This is a genomic window from Candidatus Uabimicrobium helgolandensis (assembly GCF_041508025.1).
GTDB lineage: Bacteria > Planctomycetota > Uabimicrobiia > Uabimicrobiales > Uabimicrobiaceae > Uabimicrobium > Uabimicrobium helgolandensis.
The window spans coordinates 238,966-260,376 of sequence record NZ_CP165719.1 but is presented as its reverse complement, the minus strand read 5'-3'; the positions used below and the strand labels follow the sequence as shown (position 1 = coordinate 260,376).

The 21,411-nt window shown below is 34.7% G+C and carries 12 protein-coding genes and 2 tRNA genes; 10 read left to right on the top strand and 4 right to left on the bottom strand.

All coding sequences use genetic code 11. The features are described from left to right. Window positions 1-116: 116 nt before the first annotated feature. Window positions 117-5,333, bottom strand: coding sequence for a HEAT repeat domain-containing protein (locus tag UABHE_RS00890; protein WP_372368256.1), 5,217 nt, complete (start codon window positions 5,331-5,333; stop codon window positions 117-119). A 40-nt stretch (window positions 5,334-5,373) separates the two neighbouring features. Here UABHE_RS00890 and UABHE_RS00885 point away from each other — a divergent pair, with 40 nt between their 5' ends. The 10 genes from UABHE_RS00885 (at window position 5,374) to UABHE_RS00840 (ending at window position 19,739) form a co-directional block, all read left to right on the top strand. Continuing rightward, window positions 5,374-7,035, top strand: a complete 1,662-nt coding sequence (locus UABHE_RS00885; RefSeq protein WP_372368255.1) for a serine/threonine-protein kinase — start codon at window positions 5,374-5,376, stop codon at window positions 7,033-7,035. A gap of 66 nt (window positions 7,036-7,101) precedes the next feature. Continuing rightward, on the top strand, window positions 7,102-7,623 hold the full coding sequence (locus tag UABHE_RS00880) for a hypothetical protein (RefSeq protein WP_372368254.1): 522 nt from the start codon (window positions 7,102-7,104) through the stop codon (window positions 7,621-7,623). Between the two features lie 124 nt (window positions 7,624-7,747). Next, window positions 7,748-7,820, top strand: a tRNA-Ala gene (locus UABHE_RS00875). 134 nt (window positions 7,821-7,954) lie between these two features. Then, a complete protein-coding gene (locus tag UABHE_RS00870) occupies window positions 7,955-8,932 on the top strand; it encodes a hypothetical protein (RefSeq protein WP_372368252.1) in 978 nt (325 codons plus the stop codon). Window positions 8,933-9,144: 212 nt separating this feature from the next. Further along, window positions 9,145-10,485 (top strand): CheR family methyltransferase, encoded by a 1,341-nt coding sequence (locus tag UABHE_RS00865; RefSeq protein ID WP_372368250.1) that lies wholly within the window; start codon window positions 9,145-9,147, stop codon window positions 10,483-10,485. A gap of 111 nt (window positions 10,486-10,596) precedes the next feature. Continuing rightward, window positions 10,597-12,390 carry a methyl-accepting chemotaxis protein gene (locus tag UABHE_RS00860; RefSeq protein WP_372368249.1) on the top strand — a complete coding sequence of 598 codons (1,794 nt, stop codon included), beginning with the start codon at window positions 10,597-10,599 and terminating at the stop codon, window positions 12,388-12,390. A gap of 3 nt (window positions 12,391-12,393) precedes the next feature. Continuing rightward, on the top strand, window positions 12,394-13,428 hold the full coding sequence (locus tag UABHE_RS00855) for a chemotaxis protein CheW (protein WP_372368248.1): 1,035 nt from the start codon (window positions 12,394-12,396) through the stop codon (window positions 13,426-13,428). Window positions 13,429-13,448: 20 nt separating this feature from the next. After that, entirely contained in the window at window positions 13,449-15,656 is a 2,208-nt protein-coding gene (locus UABHE_RS00850) for a response regulator (protein ID WP_372368246.1), read from the top strand. After that, window positions 15,656-16,675: a chemotaxis-specific protein-glutamate methyltransferase CheB gene (gene cheB / locus UABHE_RS00845; protein WP_372368245.1), complete on the top strand. Its 1,020-nt coding sequence runs from the start codon at window positions 15,656-15,658 to the stop codon at window positions 16,673-16,675. Before UABHE_RS00850 ends, cheB begins: the two co-directional genes overlap by 1 nt. 97 nt (window positions 16,676-16,772) lie before the next feature. Further along, the gene (locus UABHE_RS00840; RefSeq protein WP_372368244.1) at window positions 16,773-19,739 is read left to right on the top strand and encodes a response regulator; all 2,967 of its coding nucleotides are present in this window, start codon (window positions 16,773-16,775) and stop codon (window positions 19,737-19,739) included. 56 nt (window positions 19,740-19,795) lie between these two features. Here UABHE_RS00840 and UABHE_RS00835 read toward each other — a convergent pair whose 3' ends face one another. From UABHE_RS00835 to UABHE_RS00825, 3 genes are all read right to left on the bottom strand, one after another. Next, on the bottom strand, window positions 19,796-20,560 hold the full coding sequence (locus UABHE_RS00835; RefSeq protein WP_372368243.1) for a hypothetical protein: 765 nt from the start codon (window positions 20,558-20,560) through the stop codon (window positions 19,796-19,798). A gap of 25 nt (window positions 20,561-20,585) precedes the next feature. Continuing rightward, the gene (locus UABHE_RS00830; RefSeq protein WP_372368242.1) at window positions 20,586-21,179 is read right to left on the bottom strand and encodes a hypothetical protein; all 594 of its coding nucleotides are present in this window, start codon (window positions 21,177-21,179) and stop codon (window positions 20,586-20,588) included. A gap of 35 nt (window positions 21,180-21,214) precedes the next feature. Continuing rightward, window positions 21,215-21,310: transfer RNA gene (locus UABHE_RS00825), tRNA-Sec, on the bottom strand. Window positions 21,311-21,411: the final 101 nt, after the last annotated feature.

The following is a 21,411-nucleotide window of genomic DNA, read 5'->3' as shown; positions in this document are numbered from 1 at the left end:
AAATTGTTAGTGAAAGTTTCGCAAACGGGCTCGCAAACGGGCTCGGGCTCGAAAAAACACACAATATTTTGAATGATGACACGCCCTATATCTATAGCTAAAAACAAACAACTTTATCACTTGGATAATAAATCTAAAACCTCTTGTGCTTTACGTTGTACATCGGGATTTGCGTCTTTTTTCATCTCATTCAAAATAATCGTCACACCAGCAACATTTTCTATCTTAGCAAGTGTTTCCATTGCCTGTATAGCGTCTATTCGGCTATAACGCTGCTGCATGGCTTTTTTTAAATAAGTAACAACATACTTGGGTGATACTTTAATTAAACGATCTAATATTTTTAGACTATTTTTTTGCGACACTTCTAGAAGATTAGTCAGTTCTTTTAAAGCTTGCTGCTTTTCGCCAATAACATACATTAAATACCAATAAATAATTTGCGACTCTTCCGAACGAAGACTCAATTTCTGTAGTGCTGGTAAAACAATCGGTTGGAAGCGAATTGAAGTATGTTTTTCAAGTGCACGTAAACTAAGAAGCGTAAAATTATCTTCTTTTAAATTCATGTACTTAATTAACGTTTTTATCGCCACTTCTGAGTCCTGCTCACCCATTTGATGTAAACATGCAATAGCATTGATTTTCTTACGATCACTACTACTTAATGCTTGCTCTAAAAATGGTATTACTGGGTTTCCAATAGAAGAAAACACCGAAACCACAGTCTCTTGTACTTGTGTGCTTTCATCATCTATCAGAGAAAGAACAATAGGGAAAAGCTCTGCTGCACGCACGCCCATTTTACCAACTGCTTTTACTGCTGCAGATCGTATTCTTGGGCTCACATCCTTCAACCATGTACGCAAGTCTTCAATAGCATATATTGAAGTCATTTCCAAAAGAACACGCTGCGCCTCACTACTAACAGCTTCATCACTTGTTTGTACCAAATCTAATAGAATTGTCATTGCTTCGGCAGGCCAAACTTTTAAACGCGGAAGTATAGCAGTAGCGCTTACCACAGCATCTTTGTTTGCCCCTTTCATCCACGCAAACAAGAATTCAGTGATTTCATTTTCTTGTAAATTGCGTTTTCTTTGTAGCTCCAAAACAATAGAGGGGAATTTTCCAGCTGCGAAAGGATATTGCTGAGACATATCGTAACATTCTTTAAAAGTAGATATAGCGGACCACTTGCGAAACAAATAGTCCGCTACATCTGCTTTATTTTCTACAGTACTAGCCAATTTTGAAAATAGTTTGTTCACCTCTTGTTTATTCGAATAAAGTGCAACAAGATCAATACAGTACAATAAAACTTCTTTTTGTTCGCTTTCAAGAAGCCGCGCGTACGTAGAAAATAACCGCGGATGTTGTAAACGAAAATGGTGCGCTACTTTACAAGATGAGACCACTGAATATTTTTTATTTAAACCAGTAAAAATATTTTTGATATCTGATATCGTCCACTGATAATCATTTTTGACAGAAACGATTGCCTTAACGAATAGCTCTTGAACTTGTTTTTGCTCATGGTGTATAAACTTCAAACAAACAGGCATTGATATTTTTAATTTTTTTTGCAAAGCAAACTTAATCATACTAAGTGCTCTAACATGATTATTTTTATCTTTCATTATCTCCGCACAAAAAGCAATGACAGCGGAAACTGTTTGCGAAAAATTTTGCGCTTCTACCATTTGTTCCACCATAAATTGTGCAGCATCTTTAACATGTTTATCTTTATCTTCAAATGCTGCGCGCAATAAAAGAACATTTTTATTCACTACTTGAGAAAGAATACGCTTAGTAACACGACGTTGATCTTCAGTATCGCCCAACTTCCACCTTTCTGTTATTGCTGAAAGCGCAAGCTCTTTTTTTTGTTTCCATAAATCGTAAGTATTAAGTAGCCATATAGCCATTCTAAGTTTTTCATCTAAATTCGATGATGATAAAGACAATTTTGTTTTTTGTTCCAGTTCGGAAAAGATTTTTTTATCATTTAAAATCTTCTTATCTTGGTAAATAAGTAATCTTAGAGCGGCCCATTTTCGGTTTTGTCCATCTTTATCGTGCAGTAATGTTTCAATCAAAAATGGGACAATATCTTTTTTATATTCATCAAAAAAACCAGAATAATGTTTTTCCACTTCACTCATTGCGGCTAAACGTAAATCGCGATCATTGTGTTTCAGTGAAATTCCAAAAAGAGCTTCTTTGTTATGCGGAGAACCAATCTGTCTTAGTGCGGTAAATGACGCAAATCGCACCATACTTTTTTCATTACTCAATAATTTTTGCAACTCTTTTACCGCTGATTTGGCCGTTTCACCTAATTGAGCTAAAGCATACGCAGCATCACGTTGCACATACTCGCTATCATTTTCCAACGCCTTAACAAGAGACTCGATCCCTTCTTTCCCCCACTGAGCAAAAACTTTCACACAAAGCAAACGAATATCTTCTAGTGAGTGTGCAAGTTCTTTTTCGACATATTCTTTTGCTGGTAGACTAAGGCTTCCTATCCCAACAAGTCCTTCTAGAGCTACCTTCTTAAGCTCATCGTCATTTTCCTGAAGAGCTGTTACCAAAAACGGCAAAAAGTTTTTTGCAGATACAATCGGACGAATAGTTAAAGCACGAATACCACGCCTTTTATTTTCTTGGTACGAGCTCTCCATTATGAGCTTTAACCCTTCAATAGCCTTCTTTTCTGGTGAAATAATATTTTGTAATTCCGTTTTTACCAGATCATTTAATTTTTCAAAATATGCTTTTTCGAAAAACAGATATGGTTGATAGTTTTTATTTTCTAGAAGTATCTGTATATTTTCGAACTCGATTTTACTTTGATGGTATTCGACTAAATCTCTTTGGCCAAGTAAAATAACTTGACGCAGGTAGTCAGCAGCTTTTCCATATGATTTTTTGCGTATATTTTGCAGTGCTAAATAAAAATAAGCAACAGTTCGTTGTTTTTTAACTAAAGCAACATCCCATGAAAATGCAGCATCAAGAAGACTTTCCTCAGGAAAACTATCATACAAGTACTTTTTCACATATCCTTTAAGATGTTTACGCACCGGATAAGTATCAATATAGCCTAATAACTCAAGGGCCTTATCTTTTTTTCCTAACAAAACATAAGTTGATAGTAAATAAGCATTGTAAGAAACTTTTCGCGTTTCTTGGGGAGCAGTGAGTAAAATATCATACATTTGCTGATACTTTTTTTGTAAGCGATATAAATTTGCCAACCCAAGTACTACCTCTAAATTATTAGGTTGCATTTTCAAAACTTCGCGAAAATATTTCTCAGCAACATCGTAGCTTTTTTTACCTTGCCTCATCGCTGCTTGCGCTAGATACAAACAAAATTTTTGTTTCAAATTAGAATTTTTAATTTTATTTTGTTCTAAAACTCGTTCTAGATCATAAATTACTTTATACCAACGGTTATTTTTTCCATTTATAATAGAATCCAAAAGTTGCCCATAAACAAGAGAAGGATTCTCCGCATCAAAACCAAGTTCCGAGTAAGCACTCTCTAGTAAATCGCCAGCGCTTTTTGTAAATAGACCTTGCGATGTTTGCATCAGCATAATATTAAATATCAAACGTCTGTTCACAAGGGTTTGTCTACGGCGTAATTCTGCAATGGCTAGATCAGTACGCTCTTGTAATAAAAATGCCAATCCCCGCAACATGTAAGCTTCAGGCTGCAAGTCAGTCACTTTACTTTGATATAAATTCTCATACTCTTTAGTTTCGCGCAACAGTGAGACTTGTTCGAAATATCCTTCAATATTGTTTAGCGCCTCATCGGTATCTAACAAATTCAAATTCGCATCAGCCATTTTCAAATATGTTTGTGCGGATTTCCAAATGGCAGGATGATATGTAAGATCTTTTGAAATCGCTTTTAAATAAAAATTTTGTCGCGCAATAGGATCAAGTTTAAATTGATCTCTTTCTGCAGCAGCCATCAGCAAAGATATCTCGTGAGCCGTAACATTACGGATAAAGGTATTGATACCTAAAGAAAAAGAAGAGGCCCAAGCACACACAAAAACAATCGCCAAAATTCTTTGTAAGAAATGAATAGAGTAGGGTTGCTTTTCCTCTTTTTCACCTGGTTGCAATTGATCAATCTGCAAACTACATTCTTCAGCAGCTTTTTTATCTTCTTCGTTAAAAGCCACTTGCTGTACACTTTTTACATATGGTTTTACTTGTTGAACGACTCCGAGAACAGTTTCTAAATTTTCTTTTACATCGTGGATATTCTTAGGGCTGCCTGTCAGAACCAAATTCTCTAAATCTGTTAGAACTTCACCTTCGGTTATATTCTCAACTTTTTCTCCTGTGAACTTGTAGTGCCGTGCGCGTTGAAAACTATCTATAGCCATCTGAATCAACATCGCAATTAAAGCAATATCAATAACTAATCTCGTAGCAAAGATAGCACTGTGAGTCAAAAAAGTAGTTGCACTCATAGTGGCAATGCCAAGATCGTAGACTTCAAACAAATCCATAAATAGTTGTGTACGAATTAAGTTTTCAATCCCCATCCACAAAAAACTAGATTGGTCTGGAATTATCGACAAATCTTTTGACGATAAAAACCACGACCAGCGAAATATTTCAACCATACACACATAATACAAGGGTATGGAAAGAAAAATAGTGCCTTTTTGATAAACGCGATTTTCTTCGCTTCCAAAGAAAATAAGCCCCAAAATATACACCATCACAAAAATAGCAACAACCAAACCAAGTAGATGATCTCGGCCTAGTAAAAATACTAAAAATGGAATCGCTCCGAAAAATAACGACAGATAAAAAATAAATTTCAAAAACGCAATAATAGGATATACTTTTTTATGGGTTTTTCTTAAAAATTGGAATGTTAACGTTTTGAACATCGGCAGCAAAATTTGCTGAAAAAGAAATAAATCGAAGAAGTAAATAATTGCTTGAATATTAGACGCGCGTTGTGCAATAATATAACCTTGTTCACAATACGGGCATTCTTTTGTAAGCCATGAACGCAGATGTTTTAAGATATTGTAAAAATAGTGTGCTGGGATAACAACAACAGCTGTAAGAATCGCTGTTATTAGTAACTGTTTAAGTCTTGAATCTGTGAGTGGAATTTCTTTGTCAACTAATTTATCAGCAATAATAGAAGCTGCCGTAGTGAAAAAAAAGTAACCCATTATTACGAAGAAAGTCACAAGCGCAATATTTATCCATTTGTTTTTAGTGGAATAATGCGTTATCTTTCCTTGTTTACAGCGCTGACATGTTTGATAAATGTTTTCCATAATTTATTCCTGCATATTTCTCAAAGTAGTGGAGGGCACAATGTCCGCTTCAAACCAATTTTATAAAGACATACAGAACATTTCTGGTTATGTTGTGGTTGAAGAAATTTACTCTAAAGCAACTACTAAAATTTACAAAGTGCGCGACAATGCCCATTACCGCGTTTTAAAAATCATAGACCAAAGCTCGACACCTTCACGCCTTCGTCGCTTTGAAAGAGAAGTACAATTTTTAAACGCTTTTTCTAACATAAATGGTATTCCAAAAATACTTACTTGCGGAAAAATCAATCGCAACCCTTATTATGTAATGGAATACTTAGAAGGTTCCCTGCTCAGCCAATACATTAAGGAAAATCAACGTTTTTCAGAGCAAGAAGCTGTCAAGATTATAGAAGATCTTTCCTTAATTGTAAAACAAATACACGAAAAACAAACCCTCCACTGTAGTCTCTCTCCTACAAACATTTTTCTAACAAAAAAACAAGTTTACCTACTCGGTTGTGGCTCTTCTATTCATCACTCAGAGCTTAAATCCGCGCAACTACGTGAAATCAGTGGATCTTTACACTATACTTCTCCAGAACAAGCAAATGGAAATATCGAAAGAATAGGACCTTGGAGTGATATTTATTCATTAGGAGCAGTACTCTATCATCTACTCACAGGTTGCGCCCCTTTTGATGCCTCCACTGATATTGAGGTTATTCACAATCTCGCAACAAATAATCTTCGCTCTATAAATGATTATGACATAAAAATCTCAGTAAAATGCCAATCAATTATAAATAGAACCTTAGACCAAGGCATCGCCAATCGTTACCAAAGTATAAATGAACTGTTAACAAATATTGTACAGATTTCTCAACTACTGAACTCTAACAACGCAACATTAAACTTAGAGGCCTCGACAAAGCAAAATATTAATACTAACAATGTAGTTCCTCAAAAAGCTCTATCTAAACGTCGCGCGAAACCGAATATTAAAACATCTCATCGCAAAAATAACCCAACGACTACTTACTCTCGAAATTATACTCACTTACTATTCTCTTTTAGTATAGGTATTATAATTGCTTTTGTTTGTATATACCCATTTTTAAGTTCTCCTGAGACACAACAAGAAAAACTTAAAATTACAACAAGCACAAAAATACCCAAAAAAATGGACACATCTACGAATAAAAACAAAAGCAAGAATCTGAACACAAATGCCAACAAAAATCAAAAAAAAGTTAGTGACTCAAATAGACAGTTCAAAAAAGTTAGTAATATATCGTCTGTTTATAATGCTAAATGGACTCAGAAAAATGGAGTGTGGATAGGTACTGTAACTACCTCATTTGGACTCATGAAAATTAGCGATTTTCCCCAATGGAAAAACTATGAATTCAAGGCAGATGTTTTTATTAAACAAGGAAAGCTAGGCATTTTTGTGCGCAATTTTATATCTTCCGCGCAATTCCCATATTTTTTAGGACAAATGCGCGTATTTCCTCATAAAAATCGTTGGTACAGCGTAACTGCCATTGCTCAAAATAACAAAATACTAATACAGATAGATAACACAAATCATCGTTTAACACGCTTTAGCATACCAGCAGCCAATCCAGGTATTGTTGGATTTGGTTTAGCCCCTGAAATACAGAATGTTCCAGCACTAGTATACGTAAAAAATCTCAGAATAAAGAAGCTTCCCTAGAGCGTGTCGACACGCCCGAACTAAGTTGAAAGGATGACCGAGAAAACTCTCGTTCATTAGAAAATCATGAAAGACACAATAATCTTTTTTTTCGCATTAGTTATCATATTAAACGGATGTAGTAGTAGTGAAGAAACTTCAGAATCGACAGTAGATCTAAGTTACAACTCGTCAATCAATTCCACAAGTAACTACTCATCTCAAAACACAAGTCTTTCTACACCAACAAAGCCCACTAAAAAACGTAAGAAAAAAAATACGAGAAGAACTCGAAAAAATAAAAAAAGAACAAAAAGCGTTGTAGGGAATTGGGAAGCGGCAGATAAAAATTTTCATATGAGTTTTCAAAAAGGCGGGCGCGGCACAGCAACGAGAGACAAAGATTTTAATGGACACTTATATACTTACTATCGTGATTTTCTTTGGAAACAAAAGAGTGCAAAAATATTAGTAAAGTATACATCAGAAACCACCATTCGCGATGGCATTAATATTGTTCGCGAAAAAACTCTCTCTGAAAAAGTAACATTTAGAATGTCAGGAAACCAATTAAACAGAAAAGGCGGTAATTTATACCGTAAACAATAAAAGATCTTAATCATCCACACAGTTATAACAAAACCCAAAACATATTCTAATTTTTTTTGCAGCGAACTTAATATTTTCCTTGACAAAAAACGATAATTTACGTTATGATTTCATTTCAAATCTAGGGGGATTAGCTCAGTTGGGAGAGCGCAACAATGGCATTGTTGAGGTCAGGGGTTCGAATCCCCTATTCTCCATCGAAAACACACAAAAACTAAATTTTTACCCGATTGACCAATCAACAAACCCACTCTAACAACCAAAACATCCTTCACACCACTTCAAACCAATTTTTGTTAGCAAAAGCTATATTTTATGAAACGGAAAAAGTATGAAAAATATTTCTCTTGTTCTTATTAGCATGATTTTTTTTATACTATCATGCGCAGAAACTACGGTAACACGACCAATCAATGATCCAGGAGAACAAACTCCTGCATACATGGGCGGAGGCAATGCAACTCCAGATCCTGTACATAACGATTCGAATTCTTGGCAACAAGAAGAGCTTAGAAGAAAAGTAAAAGAATACCCAGTGATTCTTGCGGGAGATCATGTAAAAAAAGTACTTGTCCAACAAGAAATGATTTTTGCTGAGGTAACACAAGCATTAAGTGGTACTTTTACAATAATAGACACTCACCAACTTGATAAAGATATCAAAGATGAAGTAATGTCGACGACAGGTAGTGGTATGCTTACATATCAAGATATTCTTTTTCGTAAATTCAGCGCTGCTGACATCTGTGTTTACTTATGGTGCGAGGTCAATCCGTATGATGGAAATATAGGAGGTCAGCCTAAACGATTTTATGAGGCGCGCCTAGGGTGTCGTGTTGTTGACATGTTTAGCAAACAAAACTTGGCAAACATAGTAAAAAGTTCTGGTCGAAAATACTACCCTAGTGGAAGTTTAGATGATAAACAAAGACGAGCTGTCGAAACAGTCCTGCCGCAACTCGCTTCCGAACTTCAAACTACTCTAGAAAATCGCTTGGGTGATATTATAAAAAGTAGCTTTCGTATTCGCGGTGTTATTGAAATACCAGAAAAACTTCAGATATTCAAAACTGTATTAAAAGACCTCGAAAGTGAAAATTACTTTCGTATCAAAAAAGTGATTGCTGAGTCTGCGCATTTTGAATATGAAATTTCTAACCCAACTAGAAATGTAGGGGGAGTAGCAGAACTTCTTACAGATACAGCTGAAGCTGAAGGTTTAAACATCAATGTTCGTGCAAGTGAACGCGAAAACACCAAACTAATACAAATAAGTTTACAAGAAGCAAGCGATGATTCTGATTTTTAAGAAAACCTAATTTGTTGCACTGTGTGAAATCAATTTGTTAAATATTTAACAAATTGATTTCACAAAATTTGTTATTGAATTATCGCAACAGAATCAAATCGATTAAGTTTACTACCTCATTTTCATCATCCTAGAGTATCATCCAATGATTATCATGGTTTTTTCCATACAAAAATAAGCCAATTTATTATCAAACGTCTAGGACAAATCTATTGCAAAATTTAATGCGAATTATCACCGAAAAAACGGGAATGCAAATCAAAGGTTCCCAAAGCATAAAGCAAAAAATACAACGCTATTTACAAGAGCACACTTGTACAGAACAACAACTATGTAATCTTTTAGAAACTAATAGCCTTGAGAGCAAGAAAGAATGGGAACAACTAGTTGATGTTCTTACCATTGGTGAAAGTTATTTTTTTCGAGATACAGGACAGTTTAAGTTACTCCGCGAAACTATCCTGCCGCAACTAATTTCACAACAACGCAAAGATAAAACATTGCACATATGGAGCGCAGGATGTTCTAGTGGACAAGAAGTATATTCGTTGGCAATACTAGTAAATGAATTATTACCTCAGTGGCACAAATGGAATATTTCTATTCTAGGAACAGACATAAATCAAAAATATTTAAAAGAAGCCCAACAAGCTACTTATAGTGACTGGTCCTTTCGTTTAGATGAATTTAAAATACGTGATAAATACTTCTATAAAAAAAATAACGAGTGGCAACTCAAAGATAAAATTCGTACAATGGCTAATTTCCGGTACTGTAATTTACACCGCGATAAATTTCAGTATCAAAATATCCATCTTATTATTTGCCGCAATGTTTTTATTTATTTTTCTAGTCCTGTTGTAAATACTATCGCCAAAAAATTTGCGTTATGTCTAGCAAGCAATGGCTTCCTAATAACAGGCCATAACGAAATTCCTAGCTACTTGAAAATACCTAACTTAAAAACAACGGTTTTTCTCGAATCAATAGTTTATCAAAGAGAAAAAGCATCTTTGACAACTAATCACACTAAAATTACACAAACAACACCTGTTCTCCATAAAAATAATTCCCTCCTACATATTCAAAAATTACTTGATGCAAGAGAGCATTATAAGGCTATTGAAAAAGCGAAGAATTATATCGACGCAGATGATAGTAAAAATCTACCACTACATATTCTACTTGCGCAAGCTTATGCAAATACAGGAGAATATAAGACTGCTATATCTCTTTGCAAACAAGTCCTCGCCCAAGATAATCTAATGATACAGCCTTATTACTTACTTGCGCAAATAGCGGAATTACAAGGACATTTAGAAGAAGCAAAAGTCTTTTTAAAAAAAATTATATATCTCGATCCAAGACAAATAACTGCATATCTTGAATTAAGTGAAATATATAAAATAAAAAAAGAAAATGAAAATTTTATAAAAATACGCTATAGTATGTTAGAACTTTTACAAAAGCTACCTGATGATCTTGTCATCGAGGGCAAAAACACAGTAAAAGAACTTATATCGTACATAAAAAAAGAGACTCAATCCAAATAAGCGGCCTGACAAAAACAAATCGAATGAAACCATGACTCTTACCACTAGAATTTAATCATAGAATGTCAAATCGCTATTCCAAAAATATTTTCATAATCGCTGGGGAAAAGGATGAAAAACAAATTATTTCGTAGTTTTATGCTTGTTGCGCTGCTAGGTGTTTTTATCGGACTATGTAACATGTATTTCGCTAATATTATTGGTAACAAAGGTGAAGACGTTGGAGAAAAATTAGTACCTTTGGCAAGTGCTGCAATGGAAATAAGACTAAATGCAACAACAGCGCACTTATGGTTTGAAGAAATTATGGGTGGTGGACAAGAAGATATAGAAGATATATGGAAATTACTCAATAGTTGCACTTGGTACTGCGATGTAATCATCAAAGGTGGGAGAAACAGTAAACAAGTATTTATTCCAAGTAACAACGAAGAAGTCAAAAAAAAGATAATTCAAGTAAAGGGTCTACTCAACGAGTTTATAAAAATCGCGCAAGAACGCTACAAACGCTTTGGAATACAACAATCTGTAAAAACAGGAAGTCAATCAGACCAACGTTTTGACGTTCTATATCATAGTATCCAAGATAATCTAGATCTATTTTCAAAACAAAGTACAAATATCAAAGACGTTAGAGAAATTGGTAAAGTAAAATACTTAATTGCGAATGCTCACCTTTTCTTAGAAGAAATTTTAAGTGGAGATGAAGCGGAAACGATCAAAGTTGTTTTTGACGAAATAGATACTGTTGTACGCAATGTGCAAAATTGGAATATGCAACCGCAAACAAAAAAGAAACTGTTAGGTCAAATAGATGAATTTAAAAAAGTTGCACGTAATCGTTATAGTATTTGGCAAAAAAACCAAGGTGTAAGTAAAATAGGTGGTGAGCAAGATGAAAATTTTGATAAAATTTTCATGAGTTTTAACAAAATAACAGAAGAAGTCGAAGATTTAATTCACGGTGCGATGAACGAAGGGTTCCAAAGTTTATCCACTTCAAAAATGTGGGCAAATATTTGGATGGTAACACTTGTTGTTATCGCTTTAGTTGTTGCCATTGTTTTATCTGTGGGAATGACAAAACAAATCAATGAAGCTGCTAATCGTCTTAGCGATGTAGCTTTTGAAATATCAACAACTGTCGATGAGCATGAGCAAACAACGGCTCAGCAAGCATCTTCCGTCGGTGAAACTACTGTTACCATGGAAGAACTAAGGGTATCTTCTCGAAAATCCGCAGAACAAGCAGAAGAAGCTGCTGCAAGAGCAAATCAAACCTTAGTCTTAACTGAAGAAGGCACAAAAACAGTAGAAAAAACGTTAATGGAAATGTCCAACCTTAAAGAAAAAGTAGGGGCCATTGCTGACAGAATCCTACGCCTAAGTGAGCAAACAAGTCAAATAGGAAATATTACAAATCTTGTTACTGAAATTGCTGGACAAACAAACATGTTAGCATTGAATGCCGCTGTCGAAGCCGCGAGAGCAGGAGAGTACGGCAAAGGCTTTGCCGTTGTTTCTGCCGAAATTCGTAAGCTTGCTGATCAAAGCAAAAAATCAGCCGAAAAAATAAATACACTTGTTGCTGACATCCAAAAAGCGACGAATTCAACAGTAATGGTTACTGAAGAGGGAACAAAAAGTGTAGAAGGAGGCACTGTTCTTGCTCAAAAAACAGCAGAGTCATTTCAAAGAGTCACAATTGCAATGAACAGTTTGTACGAAAATACTCAGCAAATATCACTAAACATGCAACAGCAAGCCACTGCAATAAAACAAGTGGGTGAATCTATGAATGATTTAGAATCTGGATCTCAAGAAACAGCTCTTGGAATTAAGAAAACGCGAACAGGCGTTCAGCAACTCAATCAGGCCTCAAAGAAATTAAAAGCAATGGTCTAAACTATGAAAAAAACATATCTTATTTTTCGAGTGCACGGTTTCCTTTATGCGATTGATGCAAGTGTTGTCGTTGAAAATTTGTGGTTACCAGAAGTAACTCCTGTTACTGAAACTCCAAGACACATCGTTGGAGTTATAAATATTCGTAAAAAAATAATACCTATTATGGATTTGAATGTCCGTTTAGGATATTCTCCCATAAAATATGCAACTACAGACAGTATAGTTATTCTGGAGTTTTCGAATATACTTATAGGTCTTATTGTCAACGAGATTTGCGATGTTTACGATATAATGAAAGAAGATATAACCTCGACCCCTTCTTACGGAGAGGGTCAACAATCGCTATTTGTAAAAAACATGGCCCGGATTGAAAACGACATAGCGATGTTACTAGATCACTCTTTTCTCATAAACCACATAACAGATGTATCTATAGAAGAGAAAGAAGATCTAGATATACAAGAAAGCGAAACAGAACAATTATCAAAAGAAACACAATACTTTTCTCCTCAAGCTACAATTCAAGAGCGAGAAATCTTTGCGAAACGCGCGCAAATATTAAAACAACCTATTATTGTAGAAGAAGACAACACTGATACAATTTCTCTTGCCGTATTTTCACTAAACAACGAATACTACGGTGTAGATGTAAATTATGTTCGCGAATTTTGTACCTATTCGCTCTCCAAGGTAACACCTGTTCCTTGTTGTCCGCAATATATCATAGGTAACATTAATCTACGTGGAGAAATTTTAACCTTAGTAGACATACGAAGTGTATTACAACTTAGTACAAGTTTTAAAGAGTACGCAAAAGCTATTGTTATTAATATGGATAATTTCTTCGTTGGTATTCCTGTCGATAATGTGTTTGCTGTTGCAAACTTAGATAGAAAAAACATTGCTTCCACACCTATCGCTCAACTAGAGAATAAGCAATACCACAAAGGAGTTACCCACTACAAAGACAAAACACTTACCATTTTAGATATAACGAATATTTTGAGCTACTTAGTTGTTGAGGAGCAAGTTTAAAGAGGGGAAGTTTTGCGCCAATGATAGAAGATAAAGAATTGCGTAACTTATTTCGCATTGAAAGCGAAGAGCATATTCAAAAACTAGAGAACGGCCTACTACATTTAGAAAAACACATACACGACACCACAATTTTACACGAAGTTTTTCGCGAAGCTCATAACCTAAAAGGAGCAGCACGTTTAGTTGGAGCAGAAGAAGTAGAGACAGTTGCTCATATCTTTGAAAGTGTTTTAGGAGCTGCTAAACAAGGGCAATCAACACTATCCTCAGAAACACTAAATCGTCTTTATCACGGATTAGATGATTTACGCCAACTTGTTTTTAGAACTGTTTCATCGCAAAAAGTTTTTATTGATGTCGCGAAGGTAGTTTCAAAACTAGAAGGTAAAGATAATCATCCTCCAGCAAATCAAGCAGAACTCAAAGCAGAACAAAAAACACAACAAAAAATAGATATAACCAGCTCAAATAAGCTTAAGGAACAAATTCCACCATCGCAAATCAATGATATAAACACTATTCGTGTTGAACCGCAAAAGTTAGATAGTTTAATGGTCCAAGTAGGAGAACTTGTTGTAACAAAAAAGCAAATTGAGCGTTGGAGTGACAAGATAGACAAATTAATTACTTTGTGGGAAGAATGGAATAAAGATTCTTACGAAAAACGTTTTTATTATCGCGAACTACAAAGAAAACATCCTCATATTGCTCATCAATTACAGCAATGGAACAAAAAAGAACAAGATTATTTAGATAATATGGGAAATAATCTACAAACAATACTGAATACGGCACATGAAAACAGTGCAAAATTAGATTTTGTAACGCACGAAATAGAAGAAGGTATTTGCGACATTCGCCTTCTGCCGCTCTCGACAATATTTGGTTTATTTCCACGTATGATTCGTGATTTAGCGAATGAACAAGATAAAAACGTAAACCTTGTGATTAACGGTGGAGAAACAAAGGCAGACAAACTTATTCTTGAAAGTATGAAAGCACCTTTAAATCATCTTATTCGCAATGCCTTTTGTCATGGTATCGAAGACGAAAATCAACGCCAAAAAAAAGGCAAAGCACCACAAGGCACTATCGAACTTACAGCTTCACAAACAACAGCGAACATTACCATTGAGATAAAAGACGATGGCAGAGGTATTGATATTGACAACATAAAAAAAGTCGCTTTAATTGAAAATATATACAATACTGAAGAACTAGAAAAAATGAGCGATTCTCAAATTCAATCACTTATTTTTGAACCCGAATTTTCAACGGCCACTACGTTAACAGAACTATCTGGACGCGGTTTAGGTTTAAATATTGTGCAAAAAAATGTACAACGATTAAAAGGAACAATAAATGTACACTCCCGGCTAGGAGAAGGAACATCATTTATCATACGCTTACCTGTTACTTTAGCTACAGCGAGAGTATTGATTGTCTCTATCAAAGAACAGGTATATGCATTGCCTATAGAACACATACACAGCTCATGTATTGTTAACAGTAGTGATATTTATTTTTTAGAATCGCGCGCTACAATCAATTTCGGAGGTAAACCTCTGTCAGTTATAAGCCTAGAGGAAATATTGAACAAAGAAACTACGCGTTTAAACAAATATCAGTGCATTGTAATTCGTCAAAATAATGAATTACTAGGAATTTTTGTCGACGAGCTTATTGATGAACAAGAAGTCGTTGTAAAACAGAACAGCAATATACTCAAGAGAGTACCAAATATATCAGGTTTCACGATACTTAGTTCAGGACAAATTTGCACAGTACTCAACCCAAAAGATTTAATAAAATCGGTACAAAAATGTTCATCTTCTACAGAAACGTATTTGCAAAAAAGCGCAAAGAAAAAAGTTCTACTTGTTGAAGATTCTATTACAACGAGAACCCAGGAAAAGAGAATTATTGAAGCAGCAAATTACGAAGTCGTTATTGCTGTTGATGGTGCAGACGCTTTAAAAAAGTTAAAAACAACAACTGTTGACGCTATTGTTTCGGATGTTGAAATGCCCCATATTAATGGCTTTGAACTAACAGCGCAATTACGCAAGCAGAAAAAATACAAAAACCTACCGATTATTCTTGTGACAAGTTTGGCAACAATCGAACATCGAAAACATGGTGCTGAAGTAGGAGCGAACGCATACATAACAAAAGGAACCTTCGAGCAAGAATTACTTATAAATACCTTAAGAAGGCTAGTATAATGGCTTACAAAGTATTACTTGTGGACGATTCGCGTGTTGCGTTATTTGTCTTAAAAAAAATGTTGTCGTATTCACCAGAAATTGAAGTGGTGGGAACAGCTCAAAGTGGACAAGAGGCTCTAGAATTAATTCCTTTATGCCAGCCTGACGTTATTTGCACCGATCTACATATGGAAAATATCAATGGAGAAGAACTAACAAAAATCATTATGGAACGTGATCCTCGTCCCATTTTAGTGATCAGTTCTTCCGTACAAAACGAAGATAAGACAAACTTATTTCGGCTGTTAGAAGCCGGGGCTATAGATTTTTTCGCAAAACCCAAAGCTGGATTAAATCCCAATAATACTGAGTTAGTTCAAAAACTAATACGCAAGATAAAGATTCTTTCAGGAGTAGTCCCCATAAGAAAACGTCTTACCACTAGACAGTTATCACCAATTCAAAATGCCCCCAATAACAAAATTATCATTATTGGAGCTTCCACTGGCGGTCCTGTCGCGATTAAAAGTATTTTGTCGCAACTCCCGCAAAATTTTCCTGCAGCAATCATTTGCATTCAACATATTAGTAAAGGATTCTTACAAGGCTTTATTGATTGGCTTTCTACTTCATGCAAACTACCTATAAAAACAATGAAAATAGGCGAAAAACCACAAAGTGGAAATGTATATTTTCCTCTAGAAGGGCATCATTTACAATTAAGTAAAGATGGCACTTTTTATTCGAATAAAGGCTCGTTAGAAAATGAGCACTGCCCTTCCATAAGCAAGGCTTTTCAATCTGCTGCGCAACACTACAAAAAAAACACAATAGCAGTTCTACTCACTGGAATGGGTGATGATGGAGCCTCTGGCTTAAAAAAAGTGCAATTGCTAGGAGGAGTAACCATTGCCCAAAACGAAGAAAGTTGTATTGTTTTTGGAATGCCTCAAGAAGCGATTAAAATAGGTGCTGCACAGCATATAGTTCCTCTAAAAGAGATTCCCGTTATTTTGAGCAATCTAATTGACAAGTAATGAAAAATAGATCTCAATAAAATTGTCGAATAGGTGTATCATCTTGTAAACAAAAAAAGATGAATAATAAGACACCTTAATAAAACTAGGAAAAAAAATGCATTGGAAAATTTTATTAGCTGATGACAGCCAAATATCATTGTTAATGACCAAAAAAGCATTAGAAAACAAAAGAATGGAAGTTGTTACTGCCACAGATGGTATTGATGCTATAAGAATAGCATACTCTGAACTTCCAGATGCAATTATTCTTGACTTAGAAATGCCGAGGTTTGATGGTATTCAAACCTGTCGCATTCTAAAAGAAGATGATTATTTCCGCAATATTCCAATTATTATCTTAACTGGCAACGACAGTTACAATCAACAACATTGGAGCTATCTTCTTGGAGCAGATGCTTATTTTATAAAACCATCAGGAGCTTTTGATCTTGAAAAAACGGTAGAAAATATTATACAGTTTTTACTTGAAAATCACTCTGTAGCAGAGAAAAGAAACACAACAGAAGATGTTTTATCACGAATATTAAAACTGTTTTATCAGCAATTATTCGCATCTAGTTTGAAATTTAACTTTACACAATGCCTTTCTCAAATAAAAGAAATCAAAGATTTCCAGAAACAAACTCTGATTTTTTTACAAAAAACTTTTCCAGCAAGTGTTTATTTTATCATGATTGACGATGGTCAAAAATCATATACCGCATTTCTTAGTTCCTTTGAAAAATCGAGCTCAACCTTAGACAGTGTAAAATCTTACATCCATTCAACTTTTCACAGTTTAACACAACGCAACATAAAAGATGGCGATAATTATTACTGGAAGATAAACAAAGAAATCGATCATACAAAATTGAATTTTTACTCTGACGTTCTGCCTTTTAAAACCGATTCTTCCATACAGGGTTTGATTGGCCTAGCAAACGTGCAGATTTCTACAGAAACAGAGATTGCTTTGAGCACAATATGCGAAGAAGCAAAAAATCTTGTCCAGAATATTTTTACCCAAAATAAAATGAAGTTATTTGCCCCTCTAAAAGCATATAATAGCCTCCTTGAAACACTTAATCATGCGCCTAATTTAGATTCTCTTTTGCAAAAATCTCTCCAAGAAATTTCACATTTTAGTAATTCCCAAGTAGGTGCTTTTTTCATAAAAGACCAAAAAACTTTATCTATTCAAGCTTCTTATAACTTAGTTAATTCAGATATATTGGAGCAATCTTTTGACATAGGCAAAGGTTTAGTTGGACAAGTTGCAAAAAGCAGGGAAACTCTCTTGATTGGAGAAGAGACTCCATTCGAACTAGAAATTGATACTGGTTTAGGCAAAATCAAAGCGAAAAACATATTACTAGTTCCGATATTCTTCCAAACAAAACTTTTCGGAGTTTTAGTTCTTGGCAGTATTTCAGCATATTCGAAAAAAATAATGCAGCACATCACACCTATGAGCACCAATATTGCAATAGCCATAAGTAACGCAATAAAAACAGAAAAAGTAAAGCAGTTGGTTTCCACTCTAGAAAATAAAAATTTATCTTTACAAAAACAATACCAAGAAATCGAAATGCAACAAAAGCAGATATTAGAACAAAAAGCTTTAGAGGAAAAAAATCGCGAATTAAAACAGGCAAATGTTTACAAAGATGAGTTTCTCGCCAATATGAGTCATGAACTTCGCACTCCTTTAAATGCAGTCATAGGTTATGTTTCTCTAGTTTTAAAAGGATGTAAAACTCATTTACCAGAAAAATACTTTAAAAGCCTTAGCAATGCAAGAGTAGCAGCAAGAACCCTTCTGCAATTAATCAACGATATTCTTGATTTTTCTAAAATAGAGGCTGGAAAAATGAAAGTCTCAATTAGTCCAGTAGATATTAATGAAATCATTGACAATGTTATTTTGACAAGTGAAGGTTTAACTTTAAATAAGAATGTTGAGTTGCGTTATGAAATTCCTCAAAAACTAGTAACTATACAAAGTGATAGCTTAAAAATTCATCAAATACTCAATAATTTGGTAGGAAATGCAATAAAGTTTACAAGTGAAGGGCACATCACATTAAAAGCAATTCAAACTAACACTTCTATAAAAATTGATATCGAAGATACCGGTTGCGGAATAGACGACAATAAAATAAGCACCCTCTTCGAATCTTTTCACCAAGGTGACAATTCCATAGCGAAAAAATACGGTGGCACAGGTCTAGGGCTTACAATTACAAAAAAACTGTGTATACTTTTGGGAATTAAAATTTCAGTTGTAAGTGAATTGAGGAAAGGGTCCATATTTTCAATAGAAATTCCATTACATAATAAGCAATTACAACAAAATTCTCCCCTAGAACAATCAAATCAAGAACGAGCAGAACAACAACGGGCAGTCTTAGTATGTTTAGGAACGAATATAGAAAAAAAAATAAAACAAAGTTTGCGCAACTTGCCTTTTTATATCACTGATAACATAGCAACACAAAACGCTTTTGCTATTTTCATAGATAATAACTGTTCAAAATCCACAAACCTTTTCAAAAAATCCTCCTTTAGCGCACCAATAATACACATTGGAAAAAAAACGGCACATACCAAATTTTTTTTGGAAAATATTTTAGAATCAGAAAAAACGCTTGATGCTTTATTAACCGCTAAAAATATTGCTAAAGACATACTTATTATTGATGATGCTCCAATGAATCTTGATTTAGCAAACAATATTTTTGAGCGCTCAGGATACAAAATCTATAACGCAGTAGATGGAAAAAAAGGCTTACAAATAGCAGAAGAAAGAGTTCCAACGGTGATTCTAACAGACATAGCTATGCCTGAAATGACAGGATTTGAATTACTAAAAAATCTGCAAAAACGAAAATTAGATCGCAAAATAACAATAATCGCCTGCAGTGCAATGGCTCGCGTTGAAGACACAAACAAGGCTTACAATGCTGGCTTTCACGGCTATATTACAAAACCAATCACCTCTGAAAATATAGTTCTACAAGTAAAACAATATATATTGCAGCATTTGATAAAAAAGCACTGTGAAAATAGCAAGAATCTGTAAAAACAATTTATTATTTGCTTTGAATACGCCTGAATAGGTTTGAATAGAGGTAGGACTTAGTAGTAAGTCATCGACTTTAGACGATGGCGCATGAATTCAATCTGTTCTTTATAAAGAATCTCCAAAAATAGATTACCTAGTTTTCGCTTGAGTCCGACCCCTTCAGCTTCTGAATATTTACTTACACGAGGATTTTCGAGTAAAAAATCACAGACAAGATTTGTTGAATGTTGAAGAAGTTCGCGTGCTGTTTTATCACCCTTCACTCGAACAAAAGGTAAAATACGAAACTCCCCTTTTTGTCCTGGGCGTCCGCCATCAAAACGAGATCTTTGCAGCATACCATATAGCTTTATTGCTTCCTGCGAAGCTACAATTTGTTCTTTACCTATATGATCTTCATACTCGTTTTCAAATTCATCAGAATCAGAGTCATTATCGTTTTTTACGCGATTGTATTTTTCAATAGATTGATAAATTGCGTCTTTGAGTTTTTTAGGAAAGCGAATGGATTTTTTTTCCATTTCATATAAATCTTGAAGAAATGCTTCATTGCCTGCTTTAGCGTAGTAACGAGCTTCTCGAAGAGGAGGAGGGCTTTGGATAACTATGTCACTTACCCAAGTTTTGAATTCAGGATTTTCTTTTTTGAGATAGTCTTTATAAGTATTATAACCCTCATTGTCGAATACAGCGTGAATAGGTATACGAAAATAGCTCGTCACTTCAATTCCTGGTTGGCTTTTTGCACTACGCATATAACCAATCATCTTGTCGCGACTATTTAAACGAACCATACCTATCATGATTGTATCTAGCATTTGTCTAGCCTTAATCTATCCCTGATTATTTTAATGTCTTCAACAATGTTTCAGCTTCTTCAAAGGTACCAACATGTTGAATTGCTTGTTCTAAATCTTCGGTTGCTAGCTGTTTTTCTCCGATTTTTAGGTAGCTTTTTGCTCTGAGAAAAAGAGTGTAGTGAGAGGTAGCTATTATATCGTAGTACTTGCTAAAATCGTGTATCGCACGTTTATATTCGCCTAACTCGTATAACGCTTGTCCTCGAAAAAAATATACGATAGGTACATGCTCAAAATTAGTATTAGCAATAATATCGAATCTTGTTAGAGCTTCTTTATACTTTTGTTGTTGTATAAGCATCGCTCCTTCTTCAATGATAGGCCATGTTTGCAATTCTGCTTGCCAATTCGCAGCCTCTTGAAGTCCGATAGCACCAAGATTAGTTTGGTATTTTTTGTATTTGTTATCTAGTTCAATACGTTTGCTTTTTTCACGACGATAGCTTCTAACTAGTGCTATATTTGTAGCAATAAATAAAACTAAAATCCCTGCAAGTATTAACTTACGCCAATAAAAAACGACTGCATCATCACTAGGAAGGGAGTCATTATTTTCCGATGTGTCTTCAGATGACATATAACACCTACAGTCTTTCTGTACCAAATAGGGTGTGGCGGGAGTACATGGGAATCGAACCCACCAAAGATGTTTAACGACCTTTCAACTGGGTTGAAGCCAGCGAAGCCCGCCAGGACTTTTCTACTCCCGTATAATTTTGTTATTATTTAGATGTGTTTATAAAAAACATATAATCAAACACCATACCAAAAAATAATAAATTATCTTTGTGTTCAAATATTAAGATTTA

What these genes read in the sequence shown, in the direction of transcription:
- UABHE_RS00890 (WP_372368256.1), bottom strand. Translation starts at nt 5,333, where the DNA reads ATGGAAAACATTTATCAAACATGTCAGCGCTGTAAACAAGGAAAGATA.
- UABHE_RS00885 (WP_372368255.1), top strand. Translation starts at nt 5,374, where the DNA reads ATGTCCGCTTCAAACCAATTTTATAAAGACATACAGAACATTTCTGGT.
- UABHE_RS00880 (WP_372368254.1), top strand. Translation starts at nt 7,102, where the DNA reads ATGAAAGACACAATAATCTTTTTTTTCGCATTAGTTATCATATTAAAC.
- UABHE_RS00870 (WP_372368252.1), top strand. Translation starts at nt 7,955, where the DNA reads ATGAAAAATATTTCTCTTGTTCTTATTAGCATGATTTTTTTTATACTA.
- UABHE_RS00860 (WP_372368249.1), top strand. Translation starts at nt 10,597, where the DNA reads ATGAAAAACAAATTATTTCGTAGTTTTATGCTTGTTGCGCTGCTAGGT.
- UABHE_RS00855 (WP_372368248.1), top strand. Translation starts at nt 12,394, where the DNA reads ATGAAAAAAACATATCTTATTTTTCGAGTGCACGGTTTCCTTTATGCG.
- UABHE_RS00850 (WP_372368246.1), top strand. Translation starts at nt 13,449, where the DNA reads ATGATAGAAGATAAAGAATTGCGTAACTTATTTCGCATTGAAAGCGAA.
- cheB (WP_372368245.1), top strand. Translation starts at nt 15,656, where the DNA reads ATGGCTTACAAAGTATTACTTGTGGACGATTCGCGTGTTGCGTTATTT.
- UABHE_RS00840 (WP_372368244.1), top strand. Translation starts at nt 16,773, where the DNA reads ATGCATTGGAAAATTTTATTAGCTGATGACAGCCAAATATCATTGTTA.
- UABHE_RS00835 (WP_372368243.1), bottom strand. Translation starts at nt 20,560, where the DNA reads ATGCTAGATACAATCATGATAGGTATGGTTCGTTTAAATAGTCGCGAC.
- UABHE_RS00830 (WP_372368242.1), bottom strand. Translation starts at nt 21,179, where the DNA reads ATGTCATCTGAAGACACATCGGAAAATAATGACTCCCTTCCTAGTGAT.